Annotated in this window: 12 protein-coding genes and 1 tRNA gene; 12 read left to right on the top strand and 1 reads right to left on the bottom strand. The window is 64.4% G+C overall.

The window, feature by feature from the left end; translation table 11 throughout:
- Positions 1–178: 178 nt before the first annotated feature.
- The 5 genes from ACU4E7_RS00530 (at position 179) to ACU4E7_RS00510 (ending at position 11,806) form a co-directional block, all read left to right on the top strand.
- Positions 179–1,423 carry an efflux RND transporter periplasmic adaptor subunit gene (locus ACU4E7_RS00530; protein ID WP_447020244.1) on the top strand — a complete coding sequence of 415 codons (1,245 nt, stop codon included), beginning with the start codon at positions 179–181 and terminating at the stop codon, positions 1,421–1,423.
- 31 nt (positions 1,424–1,454) lie between these two features.
- Positions 1,455–4,643: an efflux RND transporter permease subunit gene (locus tag ACU4E7_RS00525; RefSeq protein ID WP_447020243.1), complete on the top strand. Its 3,189-nt coding sequence runs from the start codon at positions 1,455–1,457 to the stop codon at positions 4,641–4,643.
- 152 nt (positions 4,644–4,795) lie between these two features.
- Positions 4,796–8,170 carry a transglutaminase family protein gene (locus tag ACU4E7_RS00520; protein WP_238120878.1) on the top strand — a complete coding sequence of 1,125 codons (3,375 nt, stop codon included), beginning with the start codon at positions 4,796–4,798 and terminating at the stop codon, positions 8,168–8,170.
- Positions 8,171–8,386: 216 nt separating this feature from the next.
- A complete protein-coding gene (locus ACU4E7_RS00515) occupies positions 8,387–10,915 on the top strand; it encodes a circularly permuted type 2 ATP-grasp protein (protein ID WP_447020242.1) in 2,529 nt (842 codons plus the stop codon).
- 6 nt (positions 10,916–10,921) lie between these two features.
- Entirely contained in the window at positions 10,922–11,806 is an 885-nt protein-coding gene (locus ACU4E7_RS00510; protein WP_447020241.1) for a transglutaminase family protein, read from the top strand.
- Here the strand turns inward: ACU4E7_RS00510 and ACU4E7_RS00505 are convergent.
- Positions 11,787–13,217, bottom strand: a complete 1,431-nt coding sequence (locus ACU4E7_RS00505) for a malonyl-CoA decarboxylase (RefSeq protein WP_447020240.1) — start codon at positions 13,215–13,217, stop codon at positions 11,787–11,789. The genes ACU4E7_RS00510 and ACU4E7_RS00505 overlap by 20 nt on opposite strands.
- A 411-nt stretch (positions 13,218–13,628) precedes the next feature.
- Here ACU4E7_RS00505 and ACU4E7_RS00500 point away from each other — a divergent pair.
- From ACU4E7_RS00500 to ACU4E7_RS00470, 7 genes are all read left to right on the top strand, one after another.
- Positions 13,629–13,705: transfer RNA gene (locus tag ACU4E7_RS00500), tRNA-Arg, on the top strand.
- Positions 13,706–14,360: 655 nt separating this feature from the next.
- The gene (locus ACU4E7_RS00495) at positions 14,361–15,563 is read left to right on the top strand and encodes an SIR2 family NAD-dependent protein deacylase (protein ID WP_238123793.1); all 1,203 of its coding nucleotides are present in this window, start codon (positions 14,361–14,363) and stop codon (positions 15,561–15,563) included.
- Positions 15,550–17,454, top strand: a complete 1,905-nt coding sequence (locus ACU4E7_RS00490; RefSeq protein WP_238123794.1) for an ATP-binding protein — start codon at positions 15,550–15,552, stop codon at positions 17,452–17,454. Before ACU4E7_RS00495 ends, ACU4E7_RS00490 begins: the two co-directional genes overlap by 14 nt.
- 5 nt (positions 17,455–17,459) lie before the next feature.
- Complete coding sequence (locus ACU4E7_RS00485) at positions 17,460–17,678, top strand: KTSC domain-containing protein (RefSeq protein WP_238123795.1); 219 nt, start codon at positions 17,460–17,462, stop codon at positions 17,676–17,678.
- A gap of 1 nt (position 17,679) precedes the next feature.
- A complete protein-coding gene (locus ACU4E7_RS00480; RefSeq protein ID WP_238123796.1) occupies positions 17,680–18,717 on the top strand; it encodes a hypothetical protein in 1,038 nt (345 codons plus the stop codon).
- Positions 18,718–18,851: 134 nt separating this feature from the next.
- Positions 18,852–19,484 carry a tyrosine-type recombinase/integrase gene (locus ACU4E7_RS00475; RefSeq protein ID WP_238123797.1) on the top strand — a complete coding sequence of 211 codons (633 nt, stop codon included), beginning with the start codon at positions 18,852–18,854 and terminating at the stop codon, positions 19,482–19,484.
- A 429-nt stretch (positions 19,485–19,913) separates the two neighbouring features.
- Positions 19,914–20,126: a hypothetical protein gene (locus tag ACU4E7_RS00470; RefSeq protein WP_238123798.1), complete on the top strand. Its 213-nt coding sequence runs from the start codon at positions 19,914–19,916 to the stop codon at positions 20,124–20,126.
- Positions 20,127–20,257: the final 131 nt, after the last annotated feature.

Raw genomic sequence — 20,257 nt, 5'->3', positions numbered from 1 at the left:
CGCGCGCGGAAGCGGTGCATGGACACTCTGGCGGGGGGCCCTTAGTATCCGCCCGGCTGCGGATGCCGGGGGAATAAGCATGGGCCGTTGGGAGTTGCGGGCGGGTCGCCGACAGGAGAATGAGAATCTCGGGTCGCGCGCCACGCGAGCGGGCGTTGCCGCCCGCTGGGTCGCCCTGATGTCCGCCGGTCTCCTCCTCGCCGCGTGCGAGGAAAAAAATACCTATGTGCCGCCGCCCCCGCCCACCGTGACGGTGGCCACCGTGAGCGATCAGCCGGTGACTCGCTACCTGGAATTGACGGGTAACACCGCCTCCATCAATTCGGTGGATCTGAACGCCCGGGTGCAGGGCTTCCTCACCTCCATCAATTATGCGGACGGCCAGCTGGTGAAGAAGGGGGATCTCCTCTTCGTGATCGAGCAGGATGTCTACAAGGCCAATGTGGAGCAGGCGAAGGCGACCCTCGCCGCCAAGCAGGCGTCCCAGGTGCAGGCCGAGGCGGAATTCAACCGCCAGAACCAGCTGGCCAAGCAGGACTTTGCCTCCCAGGCCGTGCTCGATCAGGCCCGCGCCAAGCGCGATGCGGCGGTGGCCGATGTGGAGAACGCCCAGGCCTCGCTGGATCTGGCGCAGATCAACCTCGGCTATACCGAGGTGCGCGCGCCGTTCGCCGGCGTGGTGACCGCCCACTTGCAGGATGTGGGCGCTCTGGTGGGCTATTCCGGGCCCACCAAGCTCGCCACCATCGTCGAGGTGAACCCCATCTATGTGTGGTTCTCCCTGAGCGAGCAGCAGGTGCTCAACATCAAGGAAGGCATGGCCAAGGCCGGCCATCAGATGATGACCCTGCGGGAGAATCCCGGCGCCATTCCGGTGGAGATCGGCCTGCAGACGGAAACCGGCTTCCCCCACGTGGGCAAGCTCGACTACATCGCCCCCCAGGTGGATCCCAACCTCGGCACCCTCACCGTGCGCGGCATCTTCGAGAATGCCAATGTGGCGCTGCTGCCCGGCCTGTTCGCGCGGGTGCGGCTGCCGCTGGGTAAGGCGTTGCCCACCATCCTGGTGCCCGATTCCATCATCAGCGAGAACCAGCTCGGTTCTTATGTGCTGGTGGTGAACGACAAGGACGAGGTGGCGCAGCGCCAGGTCACCCTCGGCCAGCTGCAGCCTGATGGCCTGCGGGCCATCGAGGGCGGCCTGTCGGCGGGGGATCGGGTCATCGTCAATGGCATCCAGCGCGCGGTGCCCGGTTCCAAGGTGACGGTGGAGGCCGGCAAGATCGCCGCGCCGCTGCAGCCGACGCCGGTTCAGGATGGCGGCAAGTCGGTGGACACCAAGCAGCCGGACACCAAGCCAGCGGACACTAAGCCGGCCGATTCAAAGCCGGCGACCGCGCCGCCCGCGCCGCAGAAGAATTGATCCGTCCCTCGAACGCCAGGAACCAGCGCCCATGATTTCGCGCTTTTTCATCGAGCGGCCGGTCCTCTCGAACGTGCTGGCCCTGGTCTTCGTGCTGATCGGCCTTGTGTCGCTCATCCGCCTGCCGGTGGCGCAATATCCCAACATCGTGCCGCCCACGGTGTCGGTGAGCACCAGCTATCCGGGCGCCTCGGCCAAGACCATCGTCGATACGGTGGCGCTGCCCATCGAGCAGCAGGTGAACGGCGTCGAGGGCATGATCTACATGCAGTCCTGGGCGGCCTCGGACGGCACCTATACGCTGGTGGTGACCTTCGCCATCGGCACCGATCCAAACATGGCCCAGGTGCTGGTGCAGAACCGGGTGAACATCGCGCTCGCCTCGCTGCCGACGGCGGTGCAGACCCAGGGCGTGACCATTCTGCAGAAGGGCACCTCCATCCTGGAGTTCGTGACCCTCACCTCGCCCGATGGCCGGTATGACGGCCTGTATCTGAACAATTACGGCATCATCAACATCCAGAACGAGCTGGCCCGCGTGGAGGGTGTCGGCAACGTCGCCATCTTCGGTACCGGCACCTATGCGCTACGCGTCTGGATGGACCCGGCCAAGATGCAGGCGTTCGGCCTCACCCCCAGCGACGTGGGCAACGCCATCCAGAAGCAGAGCCAGCTGGTGACCCCCGGCCAGCTGGGCATTCCGCCGGCCCCCTCCAGCGCGGCCTTCCAATATACGGTGAACGTGAAGGGCCGGCTCAACGATGCCGCCGAATACGAGAACATCATCGTCAAGGTGGACAATCAGGATGGCGGTCGCATCGTCCGCATCCGCGACATCGCCCGGGTGGAACTGGGCGCGCAGAGCTACTCGCGCGACTTTACCCAGGACGGCAAGCCCGCGGCCGGCGTTGGCATCTTCCTCCTTCCCGCCGCCAATGCGCTCGATGTGTCGAACCGCATTGCCGCGAAGATGGAGGAGCTGAAGAAGAACTTCCCCGAGGGGTTGGAATATTCCATTCCATTCAACACCACGTGGTTCGTCTCCGCCTCCATCAACGAGGTCTACAAGACCCTTTATGAGGCGGCGCTGCTGGTGCTGGTGGTGATCCTGATGTTCCTTCAGGACTGGCGGGCGACGCTGGTTCCGGCCACCACGGTGCCGGTGACCATCATCGGCGCCTTCGCCGCCATGGACGCCATGGGCTTCACCATCAACATCTCGACCTTGTTCGCCATCATTCTGGCCATCGGCATCGTGGTGGATGACGCCATCGTCATTGTCGAAGGCGTGGCGCGGCATATCGAAGAGGGCATGGAGGGCCAGCCCGCCGCCGAAAAGGCCATGGACGAGTTGTTCGGGCCGGTGGTGGGCATCACCCTGGTCCTCATGAGCGTGTTCCTGCCGGCCTCGTTCATTCCGGGCCTGTCGGGGCAGATGTTCAAGCAGTTCGCGCTGGTCATCGCCGCCACCGCCTTCATCTCGGCCATCAACGCCGCCACGCTGAAGCCCACCCAGTGCGCCCTGTGGCTGCGCAAGCCGGTGCCGCCGGAGCAGCGCAACGTCATCTTCCGCGGCTTCAACGCCATCTATGGCAAGGCCGAGCACTGGTATGCCGGCCTCATCGGCCGCATGGTGCACCATTCCCACGTCATGGTGCTGATCGCCTTCGCGCTGATCGGCGTCGCCGGCTATGGCATCACCCGCGTGCCTACCTCGTTCCTGCCCATCGAGGACCAGGGCTACTTCCTGGTGGCGGTGCAGCTGCCCGACGGCGCCAACATGAACCGCACCAAGGTGGTGATGAACGAGGTGTCCGAGCGGGTGCGCAAGGTGCCCGGGGTGCAGACCGCCCTCGCCATCTCCGGCATCTCGGTGATGGACAATTCCTCCACCCTCGCCAATGCCGGCGTCATCTACGTGACCCTGACGCCGTGGGACGAGCGCTATTCCGGCAAGGTCAAGGGCGAGGATCTGTTGTCGCTCTACGAGAACCTCAACAAGGCGGTCGCGCCGGTGCAGGAAGCGCAGGTGCTGATCCTGGTGCCGCCGGCCATTCAGGGTATCGGCAACGCTGCCGGCTTCACCATGCAGCCACAGCTGCGCAACGGCAATTTCGACTATCGCCTCCTGGAGCAGATCACCACCTCGCTGGTGGAGAAGGCCCAGGCCCAGTCGGCCCTGCAGCACGTGGCCACCTCCTTCCGCATCGGCGCGCCGCAGCTGGAGGTGGAGGTCAACCGCACCATGGCCGAGACCCTCGGGGTGACCGTGGGGCAGGTGTTCGAGACCATCTCGTCCTATCTCGGCTCCACCTACGTCAATCAGATCACCCGGTTCGGCAACACCTTCCAGGTCTATATCCAGGCGGATTCGCGCAGCCGCGTGACCCCGGACGACCTCATGGCGCTGAAGGTGCGCACGCCCCAGGGCAACATGGTGCCGCTCGGCTCCATGGTGACTGTGCGGACCATGCAGGGCCCGCCGCTGATCTCGCTCTATAACCTCTACCCGACCGCCACCATCGTCGGTTCCAACGCCGCCGGCTTCTCCTCCGGCCAGGCCATGGATCTGATGGCGCAGATCGCCGCCGCCACCCTGCCGCCGGGCACCGGCTTTGAATGGACCGCCATGTCGTTCCAGGAAGCGGCGGTGGGCAGCCAGATCTATTACGTGTTCGGGCTCGCCATCCTGCTGGTCTATTTCGTGCTCGCCGGCCAGTACGAAAGCTGGATCCAGCCCATGTCGGTGATCCTGGCGGTGCCGCTGGCGCTGCTCGGCACCGTGGGGGCGCTGCTGGGGCTCGGGGTCTCCAACAATCTCTATACCCAGATCGGCCTGGTGCTTCTGATCGCGCTCGCGGCCAAGAACGCCATCCTGATCGTCGAATACGCCCGCGAAAAACGGGCGGAGGGCATGGAGATCATGGATGCCGCGGTGGAGGCGGCGCGGCTCCGGTTCCGCCCCATCCTGATGACCTCCTTCGCCTTCATCCTGGGCGTGCTGCCGCTGGTGTTCGCCACCGGCGCCGGCGCCAACTCGCGCAAGTCCATCGGCATCGCCGTGGTCTCGGGCATGCTGGCGTCCACCTGCCTTGCGGTGTTGTTCGTGCCGTCCTTCTTCACGGTGCTGCAGCGGTTCGAGGAACGGGGCAAGAAAAAGAAAGTGGCGCCGCAGCAGCCGCCACAAGAGCCGCCGCCCGCGGAACCCGCATCTGCCTGAGAATGGGTCTCGGGAGTTGCGCACCTCATCGGCATCTGCCTGTTTTTATGGCAGATGCCGCCATAAAGTCGCGCTTTCGCCCCGGCACAGCCTTGTCTAACCTTGTTCCGTTCACCCAAGGGCTTGATGCCCGCCGGACCAGGTGTCTTTGAATGTCGATCCTCGCGAGCCTGCATCACGTCACGCGCTATACTTACGAGCGGCCGGTGTCGCTCGGCGCGCAGACCATCCGCCTGCGCCCGGCGCCGCACAGCCGGACGGAGATTCCGGCCTATGCGCTCAAGATTTCGCCAGCCGAACATTTCATCAACTGGCAGCAGGACCCGTTCGGCAACTGGCTCGCCCGCATCGTGTTCCCCGAGCGGGTCACCGAGTTCAAAGTCGAGGTGGACCTGCTCGCCAAGCTCGACGTCATCAATCCGTTCGACTTCTTCGTCGAGGAATATGCCGAGCACTTCCCCTTCACCTACGCTCCTGAGCTGAAGGCCGAGCTCGCGCCTTATCTGGAGCTTGAGACCGAGGGCGCCCTGTTCGACGCCTTCGTCGCCTCCATTCCGACGGAGAAGCGGCGCATCGTCGACTTCCTCGTCGAGCTCAACCAGCGCCTCCAGGGCGAGATCGGCTATGTGATCCGCATGGAGCCGGGGGTGCAGACCCCCGACGAGACCCTCTCCAAGAAGCTCGGCTCCTGCCGCGACACCGGCTGGCTTCTGGTGCAGATCCTGCGCCACCTGGGCCTCGCCGCCCGGTTCGTTTCCGGCTACCTGATCCAGCTGAAACCCGACGTGAAGTCCCTCGACGGCCCCTCCGGCACCGACGTGGATTTCTGCGATCTCCATGCCTGGTGCGAGGTTTACGTCCCCGGCGCCGGTTGGATCGGCCTTGATCCCACCTCCGGCCTGCTGTGTGGGGAGGGCCACATTCCGCTGGCGGCGACCCCCCATTATCGGTCCGCGGCGCCCATCACCGGCTATCTCAACGAGAAGGCCGAGGTGGAGTTCGGCTTCGAGATGGCGGTCGCCCGCGTCGCCGAGGCGCCCCGCGTCACCTACCCCTTCTCGGACGAGACCTGGGCCGCCCTCGACGCCCTCGGCCAGAAGGTCGACCAGGACCTCGCCGCTGGTGACGTGCGCCTGACCATGGGCGGCGAGCCCACCTTCGTCTCCATCGACGACTACCAGGCGCCGGAATGGAATACCGAGGCGCTCGGTCCGCAGAAGCGGGTGCGCGCCGACGATCTGATCCGCCGCCTGCGCGAGCGCTTCTCCACCGATGGCGTGCTGCACTACGGCCAGGGCAAGTGGTATCCCGGCGAAACCCTGCCGCGCTGGTCGTTCGACCTGTTCTGGCGCAAGGACGGCCAGCCCATGTGGCGGCGGCTGGACCTGATCGCCGACGAGACCAAGGATTACGGCGCCACCGCTGCCGATGCGGAGCACTTCTGCAAGGCCGTGGCAGAGAAGCTGGGCGTCGGGGCCCAGTTCGTGCAGCCGGCGTTCGAGGACAATATCTATTATATGTGGAAGGAGCAGAGCCTTCCCGAGAACCTCGCGCCGGGCGACGAGCGCCTGGCCGATGAGGTGCACCGCCGCATGTTGGCGCGCACCTTCAACCAGGGCCTCGGCACCCCCACGGGCGCGGTGCTGCCGCTGCGGCGGGTGTGGGCGCCGGAGGGCTCGCGCTGGTGCTCGGAGGCCTGGACGTTCCGCCGCGACTACCTGTTCCTGATTCCCGGCGAAAGCCCGATGGGTTATCGCCTGCCCTTGGAATCGCTGCAGTATCTCGCCCCCACGCGCTATCCGCACATGGTGCCGACGGACCCGTTCGAGCCGCGCGGCCCGCTGCCGGATGCGGAGACGCTGGCGGCCCGCTATCGCGGCACCGGCGTTGACGGTCGCGAGCGCTACAGTGTGGCCCCGCGCACCGAGGCCTATGGGGTGGGCGAGCGGGCGCAGACCCTGGTGCGCGAATATCTGCTCAAGCATGACCAGCAGATCGGCACCGCCGATACCCGCACCGCTTTGTGCGTGGAACCCCGCGGCGGCCGCCTGTGCGTGTTCCTGCCACCGGTGGAAGTGCTGGAAGACTATGTGGATCTCATCGCCGCCGTCGAGCAGGTGGCCATCGAGCTCGAGATGCCGCTGCACCTTGAGGGTTATCCGCCGCCGTTCGATTATCGGCTGAACCTGATCCGGCTGGCGCCCGATCCGGGCGTGCTGGAGGTGAACGTTCACCCCTCCAACAGCTGGGAAGGCTGCGTCAACATCACCCGCATCCTCTATGAGGAGGCGCGGCTGGCCCGCCTGGGCACTGAGAAGTTCATGGTGGATGGCCGCCACACCGGCACGGGCGGTGGTAACCACGTGGTGGTGGGCGGATCCACCCCCGCTGACAGCCCGTTCCTGCGCCGGCCGGACCTGCTGAAGAGCCTGCTGCTCTATTGGCAGCGCCACCCCTCGCTGTCCTACATGTTCTCCGGCCTGTTCATCGGCCCGACCTCGCAGCATCCGCGCATTGACGAGGCGCGCCACGATAGCCTGTATGAACTGGAGATCGCCCTCTCCAAGATCCCGGCGCCGGGGGGCGAGCTGCCGCCGCCGCCGTGGCTGGTGGACCGCTTGCTGCGCAACCTGTTGGTGGATGTGACCGGCAACACCCACCGCACCGAGATCTCCATCGACAAGCTCTATTCGCCGGATGGCCCTACCGGCCGGCTGGGCCTGGTGGAGTTCCGCTGCTTCGAGATGCCGCCGGACTGGCGCATGAGCCTCGCCCAGCAACTGCTGCTGCGGGCGCTCATCGCCCGGCTGTGGCGGGCGCCCGTGTCCGGCGATTGCGCGCGCTGGGGCACCATCCTCAACGACCGCTTCATGATGCCCCATTATGTGTGGGCCGACTTCCTCGACGTGCTCGATGATCTGGGTGACGCCGGCTACGTCTTCGATCCCGAGTGGTTCAAGGCACAGTACGAGTTCCGCTTCCCGGCCTATGGCAAGGTGCAGCGGGCGGGCGTGGATCTGGAGGTGCGCCAGGCGCTGGAGTGCTGGAACGTGCTCGGCGAGGAGGGGGTCGTCGGCGGCACCGCCCGCTATGTGGACTCCTCGGTGGAGCGTCTGCAGGTGAAGGTGGAGGGCTTCAATCCCGCCCGCCACGTGCTCACCTGCAACGGCCGCCGCATTCCGCTGGCGCCCACCGGTCGCAATGGCACCTTCGTCGCCGGCGTGCGCTACAAGGCGTGGCAGCCCTGGTCGGGCCTGCATCCCACCATTCCTGTGCACACGCCGCTGACGTTCGACATTGTCGACACCTGGAGCCAGCGGTCCCGTGGCGGCTGCGTCTATTATGTGTCCCATCCCGGTGGCCGGAACTACGACACCTTCCCGGTCAATTCCTATGAAGCGGAGGCCCGCCGCCTCGCCCGCTTCCAGGATTACGGCCACACGCCGGGGGTGACCCACGTGCCGGCGGAAACGGCGCCGGACGAGTTCCCCACCACCCTCGATCTGCGCCGACCCATCGGCGTCTGATCAGGACTGTCCTGCTGCGGCAGGGCAGGGCGCTCGCGCCCAGCGCTCCGCATTCGCTCCCGGGGCGCCGGGGGCGGGACGGCGCGCGCGCGGGGGTTTGGCGCCGCCAAGGGGGCATTTTCAATCCGATCTGGCAGCACCCAGCCGGGGATGGCGGCCGTTGGCGGGTGGTGCACCCAGGGGTGTGTCTGCCATAATCACGGGCCCGGTCGGTGGATGGCGGGGCTGAAAGGGTTATTCGTGTCCGGGGCGGAACAGCGCAGCGAAGCATTTGAACGAGCTGCGGCCGAGAGCTTGCTCGGCGGCTATCGGACCTTGCCCGGTGTGCGCGACGAGATGATGGACGCCGAGGGGCGTCCGCGGCCCCATTGGGTGAGCTTCCTCGCCACCCTGGCGGAGTTCGGCCCGGAGGAACTGGGGCGGCGCTTTTCCTCCGCCGACCGCTATTTGCGGGATTCCGGCGTCTTTTATCGGGTCTATGACGATGCTGGCGGCGGCGAGCGGCCCTGGTCGCTCAGCCACATTCCCCTGCTGCTGGAGCAGCGTGATTGGGATGTACTGTCCGCCGGACTGATCCAGCGCGCCGAGCTTTTGGAGACGGTTCTTCAGGATCTCTATGGTCCCGCCCGGCTCGTCAGCGGCGGCGATCTGCCGGCGGCGGCGGTGGCCGGTAGCCCCGAGTTCCTGCGGCCGCTGGTGGGCGTGAAGCCGGTGGGCGGGCGCTATCTGAGGCTCTATGCGGCCGATGTGGGGCGCGGCCCCGATGGCCGCTGGTGGGTGCTGGCAGACCGCACCCAGGCCCCGTCCGGTTCCGGCTACGCGCTGGAGAACCGGCTGGCCATGACCCGCGCCCTGCCGGATGTGTCGCGCGCGCTGCACATGCAGCGGGTGGCGAGCTTCTTCCAGGCGCTGCGCACCTCGCTCAAGAAGCTGGATCGCAGCGGCGAGGCCCGCATCGGCATGCTCACCCCCGGTCCCATGAACGAGACCTATTTCGAGCATGCCCTGCTGGCCCGCTATCTCGGCTTCCTGCTGGTGGAGGGCGAAGACCTCACCGTGCGGGGCGATGCGGTACATGTGCGCACGGTGGCGGGGCTGAAGCGCATCGACGTGCTGCTGCGCCGGCTCGATGCCGATTTTGCCGATCCTCTTGAGCTGAACTCCGGTTCGCGGCTTGGTGTGCCGGGCCTGGTGCAGGCCCTGCGGCAGGGTGGGCTGGCGCTCGCCAACGCGCTCGGCAGCGGCCTTGTCGAGGCCCCGGCGCTGCTGGCCTTCCTGCCGCGCATCGCCACCCGCATCCTGGGGGCGCCGCTGGCGCTGCCGCATGTGGGCACCTGGTGGTGCGGCCAGGATGCCGAGCGCGCCCAGGTGATGGAGCACTTGGATGAGCTGGTGATCGGCTCGGCGTTCGGCCGGCGGGTGCCCGAACTCCCCCGGGGCGGCTCGGTGCTCGGCGCCGATCTCGGGCCGGCCGAGCGCCGTCGGCTCTCCACCCTGCTGGCCCGCCGGGGTGTGGATCTGGTGGGCCAGGACATCGCCCGCCTGTCCACCACGCCCGTGTGGACCGGCGAGCGGCTCACCCCGCGCCCGTTCATGCTGCGGGTGTTCCTCACCGCCACCGACAAGGGGTGGGAGGTGATGCCGGGCGGCTTCTGCCGCATCTCCTCCACGCCCGATGCTCGGGCCATCTCCCTGCAGAAGGGGGATCGCTCCGCCGATGTGTGGGTGATGACCGGGGGCGAGGTGTCCGATGCCACCCTGCTGCCGAGCCCCGAGCATGTGAAGGTGCGACGCTCGTCGGGCGCGCTGCCCAGCCGGGCGGCGGACAACCTGTTCTGGCTGGGTCGTTATGTGGAACGGGCCGAGGCCACCTTGCGCCTATCCCGGGTGCTGGTGGGCCGGCTGGCGGAAACCGGCGACAGCGGCACCAGCCCGCTGGTGTCACGGCTGTTGGGCCTGCTGGGCGCCTGGGGCGCCATGCCGCGGGATCTCGCACGCGCTACGCCGGCGCGATACGCGGTGGCGGTGCTCACCCGGCGCGATGTGCCCGGGGCCCTGCCGCAGCTGGTGCTGGCAGCGCGCGCCGCTGCCTCGGTCATCCGGGATCGGTTCTCCCCCGATGCCTGGAAGGCGCTGGTGGATCTCGAAACCTGCGTGCTGGCGCCGGCGTCTTCCGCCGTTTCCGAAGCGGAAGCCCACGAGCGCGCCGACGCGGCCCTGCGGATCATCGCCGCCTTCTCCGGCCTTGCCAGCGAGAACATGAACCGCCTCACCGGCTGGCGCTTCCTGGAGCTGGGGCGCCGCACCGAGCGGGCCATCAGCACCCTGCGGTTTGCGCGCACCTTCGGCGAACACGGGGTGCCCGGCTCGTTGAGCGCCCTGCTGCAGGTGGCCGATAGCCAGATCACCTATCGCAGCCGCTATGTGATGATCGAGGCGCGGGGGCCGGTGCTCGATCTGGTGCTGCTCGATCCCGACAATCCGCGTTCCGTGGCGTTTCAGGTGGAGCGCATCGCCGCCCATCTGCGGGTGCTGCCCGGGCGTGATCACGATGCGCCGCCGCCACTCTGGGAACGCCTCGCTGCGCGCATGCAGGCGGAACTGGCCTCGGCCACTGCGGAAAGCTTCGAGCCCGCCTGGTTCGATGAGATGGAGCACATTCTGATGCAACTCTCGGACGAGGTCGCCGCCCACTACTTCCTGCAGGGGCACGTGCCCGAGATGACCATGACCTTGGCCATGTGAGGCGGCATGCTCTACGACATCCGCCAAACCACCACCTATTCCTATACGGTGCCGGTGCGCGTCGCCCGCCAGGTGCTGCGCATGACGCCGGTGGATCGGCTCGGCCACCAGCATGTGATCGCCCATATGCTCGATCTGTCGCCGGAAGCGGCGGAAATCGAGCATGGAAGCGATTTCTTCGGTAATGGGCTGACCTGGCTGACCCTGGAGCAGCCCCACGATTATCTGGAAATTTCCACCCGCAGCCGCGTGGAGGTAATGGCAACGCCACTGCCCGAGCCGGCGGCCACCGAGAGCGTGGATTCGGTGCGCGCCGCCGGCCAGACCGAGTTCGACGTGGGGCCGCGCTCGCCGGTGCACGGGCTGTTTCCCAGCCGGGCGATTCCCCTCGATGCGGCCATCACCGAATGGACACAGACGAGCTTTCCCGCCGATCGGCCGATCCTGGAGGCGGGCCTGGAGTTGATGCATCGCATCAAGGATGATTTCGTCTACGAGCCCGGTTCCACCCTGGTGACGACGCCGCCGCACGAGGCGTTCGCGGCGCGGCGCGGGGTATGTCAGGATTTCGCGCAGGTGATGATCTGCGGTTTGCGCGGCCTCGGCCTGCCGGCCCGCTACGTCTCCGGTTATCTGCGCACGGTGCCGCCGGAAGGCCAGCAGCGCCTGGAGGGGGCCGACGCCACCCATGCTTGGGTGGAGCTGTGGTGCGGCCGGGAGGTGGGCTGGATCGGCCTTGATCCCACCAATGCCATTCCCGCCGGCGACGACCACATCATCCTCGCGGTGGGCCGCGATTATGCCGACGTGGCCCCGGTGGATGGGGTCATCATCGCTTCGGGCGAGCATATCCTCGCGGTTGGCGTCGACGTCATTCCCGTCGAGCGGTGAGGCCGTCGTCCGCCGTGTCGGCGCTGGTGACGAGGGCGCGCGGGGCCCCCTCTTGGCGCAGGATGTCTTGACGCAGGATGTCTTGGCGCAGGAGCTTCTTGACGGGGGCGCTGGCGACCACGTCGCCCTTGGCGGCGAAGGCCTCGTGGTTCTTCTCGATATCGGCCAGCACGTAGCGATAGTTCACCATCAGCCCGGCGGCCTGGCTGAGGCCCTTGGGGGAGAGATCGCCCATGGGATTGATGCGCTCCAGCCGCGCCCCGTTGCCCAGGTGAAAGCGCGCCACCGGATCCAGCGGCTTGCCCTTGGGGGTCTTGGCGGTGAGGTAATAGGCCGCCGCCGCCGCGCTCAGCACCGGCGCCAGGGTGGCGCGGGTCTCCTCGCTCTTGGTCCAGTCGGGCGCGTCGAGCCCCTTCAGAAGCTCCACATCAGCGGGGGAGAGCATATTGGGCGCCCGCCGTTCCGTCTCCAGCCAGGCGCGGAAGCCCGGGGCCGGGGAGAGGGTGACGAAGGTGGTGAGCCAGGGCATCTCGCGGGAGATCTCCTCCACCACCTGCTTGATGAGGAAGTTGCCGAAGGAAACGCCGGCGAGGCCCCGCTGGCAGTTGGAGATGGAATAGAACACCGCGGTGGTGGCTTTTGCCGGATCGAGCACCGCGCGTTTCTGGTCGAGAATGGGGGCGATGGCGTCGGGGCTGTCCTTCACCAGGGCCACTTCCACGAAGATCAGCGGCTCGTCCACCAGGGCCGGGTGGAAGAAGGCGTAGCAATGGCGGTCCGGGCTGTCGACCCGGGCGCGCAGGTCATCCCAGTCGCGGATTTCGTGCACCGCCTCGTAGCGGATGATCTTTTCCAGCACGTTGGCGGGGGTGGACCAGTCGATGCGGCGCAGCACGAGAAAGCCCCGGTTGAACCAGGAAGAGAACAGGTGGCCGAAGTCGCGGTCGACGGCGGCAAGGTCACGGCGATGCACCAGGGCATCCATGAGCGCCTCGCGCATGCGCACCAGTTTCAGCGTGGCGCCGGGGGCCATGTTGAGGCGGCGCACCAGTTCCTGGCGGCGCGGCTCGGAGGCGGCATGGAGGCTGGCGCAGGCGGCCTCCGACCCGGTGCGCTGGAAGGCATCGATGGCGGCTTCCAGCCGCGGCCGGTCGACGCCGAAGGTCTCGGCCAAGGCCTCGAAGAACGCGATGCGCTCGCCGGTCTTCATGCGGCCGTAGCGCTCGAGGATCTCGGTGGCGAGCGCGACGCCCGAGGCCTCGCCCTTGCCGGAGAGCAATTCCTCGCAGCGCTCCACCAGGGATGCGGCGCGCGGCGCCCCGCCATTGCGCCCGGAGCGCTCCAGCAGCGCGCGGCCACGCTCCGCGATGGAGGTGAGCAGGTCGCCGAAAAAGGAGGTGTTCGCACTCATCTCGTCGCCTCTGGTGCCGGTGGCGGCGCTGGCAGGACGGGCGGCACCGCATCCACCCGGACCCCATGGGACCGCGCCGGAGGCGCCTTGGCAAGACGAACACCGCATCACTTTCGGCGTAGCGGGGGAGGGGTGTGCCGGCGTGGCGCCGGTCCGGGTTGACGGGAATGTGTGAAACCTCTCCAGCCCTGTTGCCCGACGCGAGCGCATGGACTAAGAAGGCACCTGCTGGCCCTGCGCCAACGCACCCGTAGCTCAGCTGGATAGAGCGCCGCCCTCCGAAGGCGCGTGTCAAGCCAGCCGATGCGCAAAGTGTGAAGAAAAGAGTTTTTGAATTCAATGGCTTGTGAGGGTTGGCTCGTGGAGCTTAACTTTCGCAGGAAATCCGAGTAAGCACTGCGTAAGCAGCAGGCACCCGTAGCTCAGCTGGATAGAGCGCCGCCCTCCGAAGGCGGAGGCCACACGTTCGAATCGTGTCGGGTGCACCATTTCAACTAATAGTTGTCTTGACGGTTGGGTGGGGGCGCCCGTTTTTGTCCCCGCGCTGAAAGCTGATTGGCCGCCTTGGCAGGGTTGTAAAGCGGCCCTTACTGCATACGAATCCCGTCTTCTCCAAAATTCGACAGTGTATGAGACGCTCGGCTTGGCGCCCCTGGCTCCCTCGGCCTCTGGCGTGCCACGAGGTCGGTAGCCCCCTATGCCTCGCTGCGGTGATCAGGTCTTCCTTACAAGCACCGGGAGCTTCCGTCTTTCATCCCGCCGCCCAGCTCTCGCCTCCACTTCTCGCTCCCTGGTTGCTAATCTGAACGCTCTCTGTGACGGATGCGTCGTGCAAAGGAGGGCGCTATCCCGCCGCTCTGAATGACAGGCACAGCACCCGCAGCAGGGGCTCCCCTCTCCGCTTCCAACGGGATTGTACTTCAGGATTTGTCGAACCCTAACGATCGGGCCGAAGGGAGTAGCCCTGTTTGCAAGGGCAAAGATGACCCATAGCTGCCCCTTGCTGCCACGTCCGCTTTGCGCCCCAAAGCAGTCATTTGCTCATCGTAACTCTCCGGGGCCGCGACTTGTCCAGCCTGTTCGGGTAGAAGATTATGGACCAATGATTCCGGACCAGGGAGGGAATTCTGGTTAGGGGGTGAGATGCATAAACATGATCCGGTTCGACAGATCAGCTTCATTCAGCAGGCGCTGTCGCAGAACCGTAAACCGATCGGCTTCTTCCTCGGCGCGGGCTGCCCGCTGTCGATCCGTGTCAATGAGCGCGAGGAGGATGGGAAGACTGTCACCGACCCGCTGATATGGGACGTGGCTGGACTGACGAAGGTGATTGCCAAGACCCTGTCCAGCGGGGACCCCGCGAACCCCAAGAGCTGGGACAAGATCGTTCAGATCGTGAAGGAGGATGGCGGCAACAGCGGCAATATTGAACTGATCCTCAGCCGCATCCGCGTATTCGCGAGCGTCGCCGGCATCGGAAATGTGCGAGGCCTCACGGCAGCAGAGCTCGAAGTGCTCGATTCCGAGGTCTGTAAGGTGATCTCCAAGGAGGTCACTCGTACGCTTCCGAAAAAGGACAGCCCTTATCACAATCTTGCAATCTGGAGTCGCTCGATCCGTCGTGAGCGGCCCGTCCATTTCTTTACGACCAATTACGACCTGCTGATGGAGCAAGCTCTCGAGGAAAGCTCGGCGCCCTATTTCGACGGCTTCATCGGTGCCCGGAAGGCTTTCTTCGACCTCGGCGCCGTTGAGGACGAGGGCTTGCTGCCGCCGCGGTGGGCCCGGCTGTGGAAAATCCATGGCTCGCTCAACTGGCGCCTGGAGAATGAGACGGTCGTCGTTCGAACCGATGAGAAGACCGATAAGCAGAGCTATCTAATCTATCCGTCGCATCTCAAATATGACCAGAGCCGCAAGATGCCCTATCTCGCGATGCTCGATCGACTTAAGGCCTTCATGCTCGCGCCGTCGTCGCTGCTCTTCATCTGTGGCTATTCCTTCGCAGACGAGCATATCAACGACGTCATACGCCGTAGTCTCGAGGCGAACCCGACCGCGCATGTTTTTGCCTTTGTTTATGGTGACCTAGAGACAGATAGCTACAAGCTAGCGCGCCAGTGTGCGCTAGCGACCCCGAATCTGAGCCTGTTGGGTTTCGACAAGGCTATCATTGGCCGCACACCGGGTGACTGGACAGGCGACGGCGCGGATGACCTTGTACTGCCGCCCAGCATCCTCGTGAAAGATGGCGACAAGGTCACCGTGCGGCTAGGCGACTTTGCTGCGCTCGGCGCGCTGTTGCGTGGTCTCTCCGGCGACGGGATGAGCGATGATCCAGCCTGATGTAGCCAGCCGGGCAACAGTTATCGGCACTGTCCAAGACGTCAGCGGCACGTCGGTCAGCGTCACCTTGACGTCGGACCGCTTCTCGGGCCTGAGCTTTGTCCACGGTCAGGGCCATAAAATCGGCCAGATCGGTAGCTTTGTTAAAATTCCGATCGGCTATGTCGACCTCTATGGGATCGTGTCGCAGGTAGGCGCCAGTGCGGTTCCCGAGAAGGCCGCGCTTTCGATGCCCAACGGGCTGCGCTGGATGACAGTTCAACTGATCGGCGAAGGCTACAGGACAGGCCGGTTCCAGCGCGGCATCTCGCAATATCCGACCTTCGAGGACGAGGTCCATCTCGTCTCTGAGGCAGATCTCCAGGCGATCTATGGGCGGTCGGGCAAGCAGAACCATCTGGTCCGGGTCGGTCATGTTGCAGGCAGCGAGTCGATTGACGCACTTGTCGACGTCAACAAACTCGTGACGCGCCACAGCGCGGTCGTTGGGACGACCGGCTCAGGCAAGTCGACGACAGTCGCTGGGCTGTTGAACGTCCTGTCGGATGAAAGGCGCTTCCCGTCGGCGCGGATCGTCGTGCTCGATCTCCACGGCGAATATGGCAAGGCACTCGGCGACCGAGCGAATATCTTCAAGATCAGCCCGAATGCCCGCAACGCCAATGAGCATCGGCTGTGCATCCCTTTCTGGGCGCTTAGCTTCGATGAGCTCATTCGGGTGACGTTTGGAAGCCTCCCGCCCGATGGAAAAGCACGCAACATCATCCTCGAGCAGATACTCGAGGCCAAGATCGCAACCCTAACGGCGCAGCCGGTCGCCGGTGTCGATTCAGCCAACATCACCGCCGATAGCCCGGTGCCTTTCTCGCTCAACAAACTCTGGCATGACCTCTATTGCCGGGAGTTCGGAACCTATCTCAGCGCCGGTGGCGCAAACCCATCAGATCAGGCGACTTGGGCCTACGAAGGCGATCCTATGGGCGCGAAGATCGTGGGGGATGCGCAGGCCGGGGTCCCACCGCGCTTTCGCAAGGTCAAGAATGTCGCCTCTGATCCGGAGAAGATCAATTGGCTTCCGGACGTCCTCAACATCCGCGGGCCACTTGAGGCGCTCGGCGCCCGGCTTCGCGTCGCGCGCTACGACTTCCTGCTGAAGGCCGGCGATTGGCATCCCGAGCTCGACGGCACGACGACCAAGACGCTCGCCGACCTCGTCGGTCAATGGCTCGGCAGTGACAAACCGGTCACGATCCTCGACCTGTCAGGCATTCCCTCGACGGTCACGAACGATATCATCGGCAGCATCTTGCGCGTCCTGTACGATGGTCTCTTCTGGGCGCGGAACCTCTCGGAGGGTGGACGCGAACGCCCGCTGTTGGTCGTGATGGAGGAAGCGCACAGCTATCTTGGCGACAATGGCAGCAGCGCCGCCTCAATCGCGACCCAGCGCATCGTCAAGGAAGGGCGCAAATATGGGATCGGCGCGATGATCGTCAGCCAGCGCCCGGCCGAGATCAATCCCACGATCCTGTCACAATGCGGAACCTTCTTTGCGATGCGCCTGAGCAACGCCACCGATCGCTCACATGTGACCAGCGCGCTCTCCGACAACCTTGAAGGTTTGACCAGCATGTTGCCAGTGCTGCGCACCGGCGAGGCTATCATTCTCGGCGAAGCGGTGAGGCTTCCGATGCGGACAATGATCCAAGCGCCGCCTCGCGATCGTCGCCCCGACAGTCAGGATCCGCTGATCTGTGACGAAGCCGCGCCCGAGGATTCGATGACGCCAGGCGGTTGGAACCTGAAAATGCACATCGCCACGGACTATCAATATTTTGTCGAGACCTGGCTCCAGCAGAACCCGGTCCCCACACCGATCAAGAAGGAATAACACATATGGCCTGGCAAGAATTCGCCCCCTTCACCTCGTCAAACATCGCCGCAATCCGCTACGATGAAAAACAGCTGCTGCTCGAGGTCGAGTTTCTCAACAGCACCCGCTATCATTATTACGATGTGCCGCCGCAGATTGCGCAGGCCTTCGATCAGGCCGAATCGAAGGGGACATTCCTCGCGTCGACCATCAAAGGTCACTATCGCTACAGCCGGGTCTAATATGCCACTTGTCAGCCTTGACCAGAAAAATAGTCGCGTTCAGTTTGGTGCCTTCGAGGTCGACAACAAGGTCCTGTTCGAGTTTTTCAACAAGGTTCCTGCTATCGATCGCGACGAACAGCTTCACAAGGCGCTTTATATCGGTGTCTTGGCTCTCATGGAGGACCGGCTCTCGAGCTTCCTCTCGCGGACAGCGAACGAACTCGGGACTGAGCTCGAAAGTCTGAAGCTCATCTTCGATATGAAGAAGGAGCTTTTCTACCGGTCGGCGGTGAAGGGCGTGCTCGCCGAGGCCGACATCGCCGACTTCTTGTCGGAGTTTTTTAATCGCCAGAAGCTCGCCGACCGTATCGAGCTGACCGGCGACCGTGCCGGCGCAATCCGTCGAAACAAGACGGGCGACATTGTTTGCCATCTTGCTGGCGACAGCGGCAAACGGATCGCGATCGAATGCAAGTTCGACAAGAGCATCCGCCTCGGTGACATCCAGACCAAGGATGTCTTCACCAAAAAAGCGGATACGGCCTGGAGCCAGCTACTTGAAGCGCAGGCCAATCGCGAGGGGCAGGCCGGAATTATCGTCTTCGACGCCTCGCTCGTCGACAACAGTATACTCGCCACCGTCCAGGACCTGAAATTCCTCCCCGGTATCGGGCTGATCGCGATTATCGATTCCCAGAAGGGCGATTATCGCAACCTCGCCATCGCTTACATGCTAGCGCGCGACATCGCCCTCAACGCGAAGACGCTCGAGCTCGACACCGACGTCCTTAAGATCATCGTGAACCGGCTGATCAAGGATGCGCGCGACATGGCGCTGGTGAAGCATCTCGTCAACGCCAATATCGACAATATGAAGCAGATCCTCGTACAGATCGAGAAAGGCATCCTTCTTGCTGAATTCAATCAGCGCTACCTCATCAAGTTTCTCGCCGAAGGGACCCTCACGAAGGACGACATGCTCGCTTTCTATGCGGGAGAAGAGGTTAGGGAGCGTTTCCGGCTTGTCGAACGCGAGATTAGCGACCTTTGCTCATGAGATGGTGAAATGTCGCCCCTGCAGTCGCCTTCATCGAGGTTTGCGCTTTAAACCTACCAGTCCGGAAACGGCCCCTCTGCGGTAGGTTCCCTCGACGTTTCTCCCTTGGCCAATCAAGGCCAGGGAGAACTCACATGGGCCATTCTCAATTTGACGATGCCAGCCGCGAGCGTGCAGCTTGGAATGCCGGAAAGCTGGTCGGCACCAAGCGCCCTCTCACTCAGAAACAGATCTGGGCAATTCGATTCTTCCTCGATCGCGAAAGACGCATTCGTGACCGTGCGCTGTTCGATCTGGCCATCGACAGCAAGCTTCGCGGCTGCGACCTGGTCAAGATCAAGATCCGTGATGTGGTCGCCGGTCCGGGGATTAGGACTCGCGCGATCGTCGTCCAGCAGAAGACGGGGCGGCCCGTCCAGTTCGAGATCACCAGCGACGTGAGAGCGAGCCTGCTGGTTTGGCTGGAACGGCGCGGCGGCACCGTTGAGGACTATGCCTTTCCGAGCCGCATCGATCACGCGCACCACATGAGCACAAGGCAGTATGCTCGCTTAGTGGACGAGTGGGTAACCGCGATCGGCCTGCGCCAAGAGGAGTATGGCACTCACTCGCTCCGTCGCACGAAGGCGTCCATGATCTACAAGGCGACGGGCAACATCCGCGCCATCCAGATCTTGCTCGGTCACTCCAAGATTGAGAACACGGTCCGATATCTTGGTGTCGACGTGGAGGACGCACTGCTGTTGGCAGAGCGGACGGAAATCTGAAGATGGGCGGTCATCCGAGGCAGCGCGGATGACCGCTTTGACCCGCAGGATACGTTGCCTGCCTGTCGGTCTTGGGGTGGAAACCCGTCGGGCAGTTTTCTCGCCGGTGACTAAGAAAGTGGACATTCACTCAACGGGTGAACTTGGCCGCTTCTTCCCCGTCGGCTGCCGGGAAGAAGCGTCATAGATGCGCACGGCCGCATGACCGTGTCGACCGGCAGCCTGGGAGGTTCTGGATGGGGCCGGTTCCGCCCTCCCCAGAGGCGCCATCTTATCGGCTATGCTCAAGCGAATCCAGGAGGTCTCCGGATCAGCCTGCCTCTAGCGACTTCGCGTGCGTCCCGCTCCGCAGTATCGGATGTTAAAGCGCGTTGCCTCTAGCTTGCCGTTGAGTTAATCTGTTGCGGTTGAAGGAACGGGAGGCGCGCCATGGCTGAAGACAATCGCTCGGGCCAGAGCATTGGACAATATTCAGTTAAGCTCGAGGAGGATGGCGGCAAGTCCGTCTCTAAGCAAAGTGGCTCGAAGAAGAAGGCGATTATGTTTGTCCCCGAGGGCGCTGATGTGAAGGATTACCTCGATATTGAGGTTGTCGCCCTCGATGCAGCTACCTTCGAGGCGATGGGGCCTCGCCGCTGCTGACAGTTGACTGATGTCAACTGATCACCACCACAGTAGCCTGGGGATCGGCCACCCCGATGTTTGCGGTTGCGGTAGATCCGGATATCGTCGCTCTGTCACACTTGTACGTCCATTCATCAATGTTGAGCGGA

The sequence above is a fragment of the Xanthobacter sp. ZOL 2024 genome (assembly GCF_052932325.1).
The sequence above is the reverse complement of the archived record's forward strand: the minus strand, read 5'-3'. Positions and strand labels throughout refer to the sequence as shown.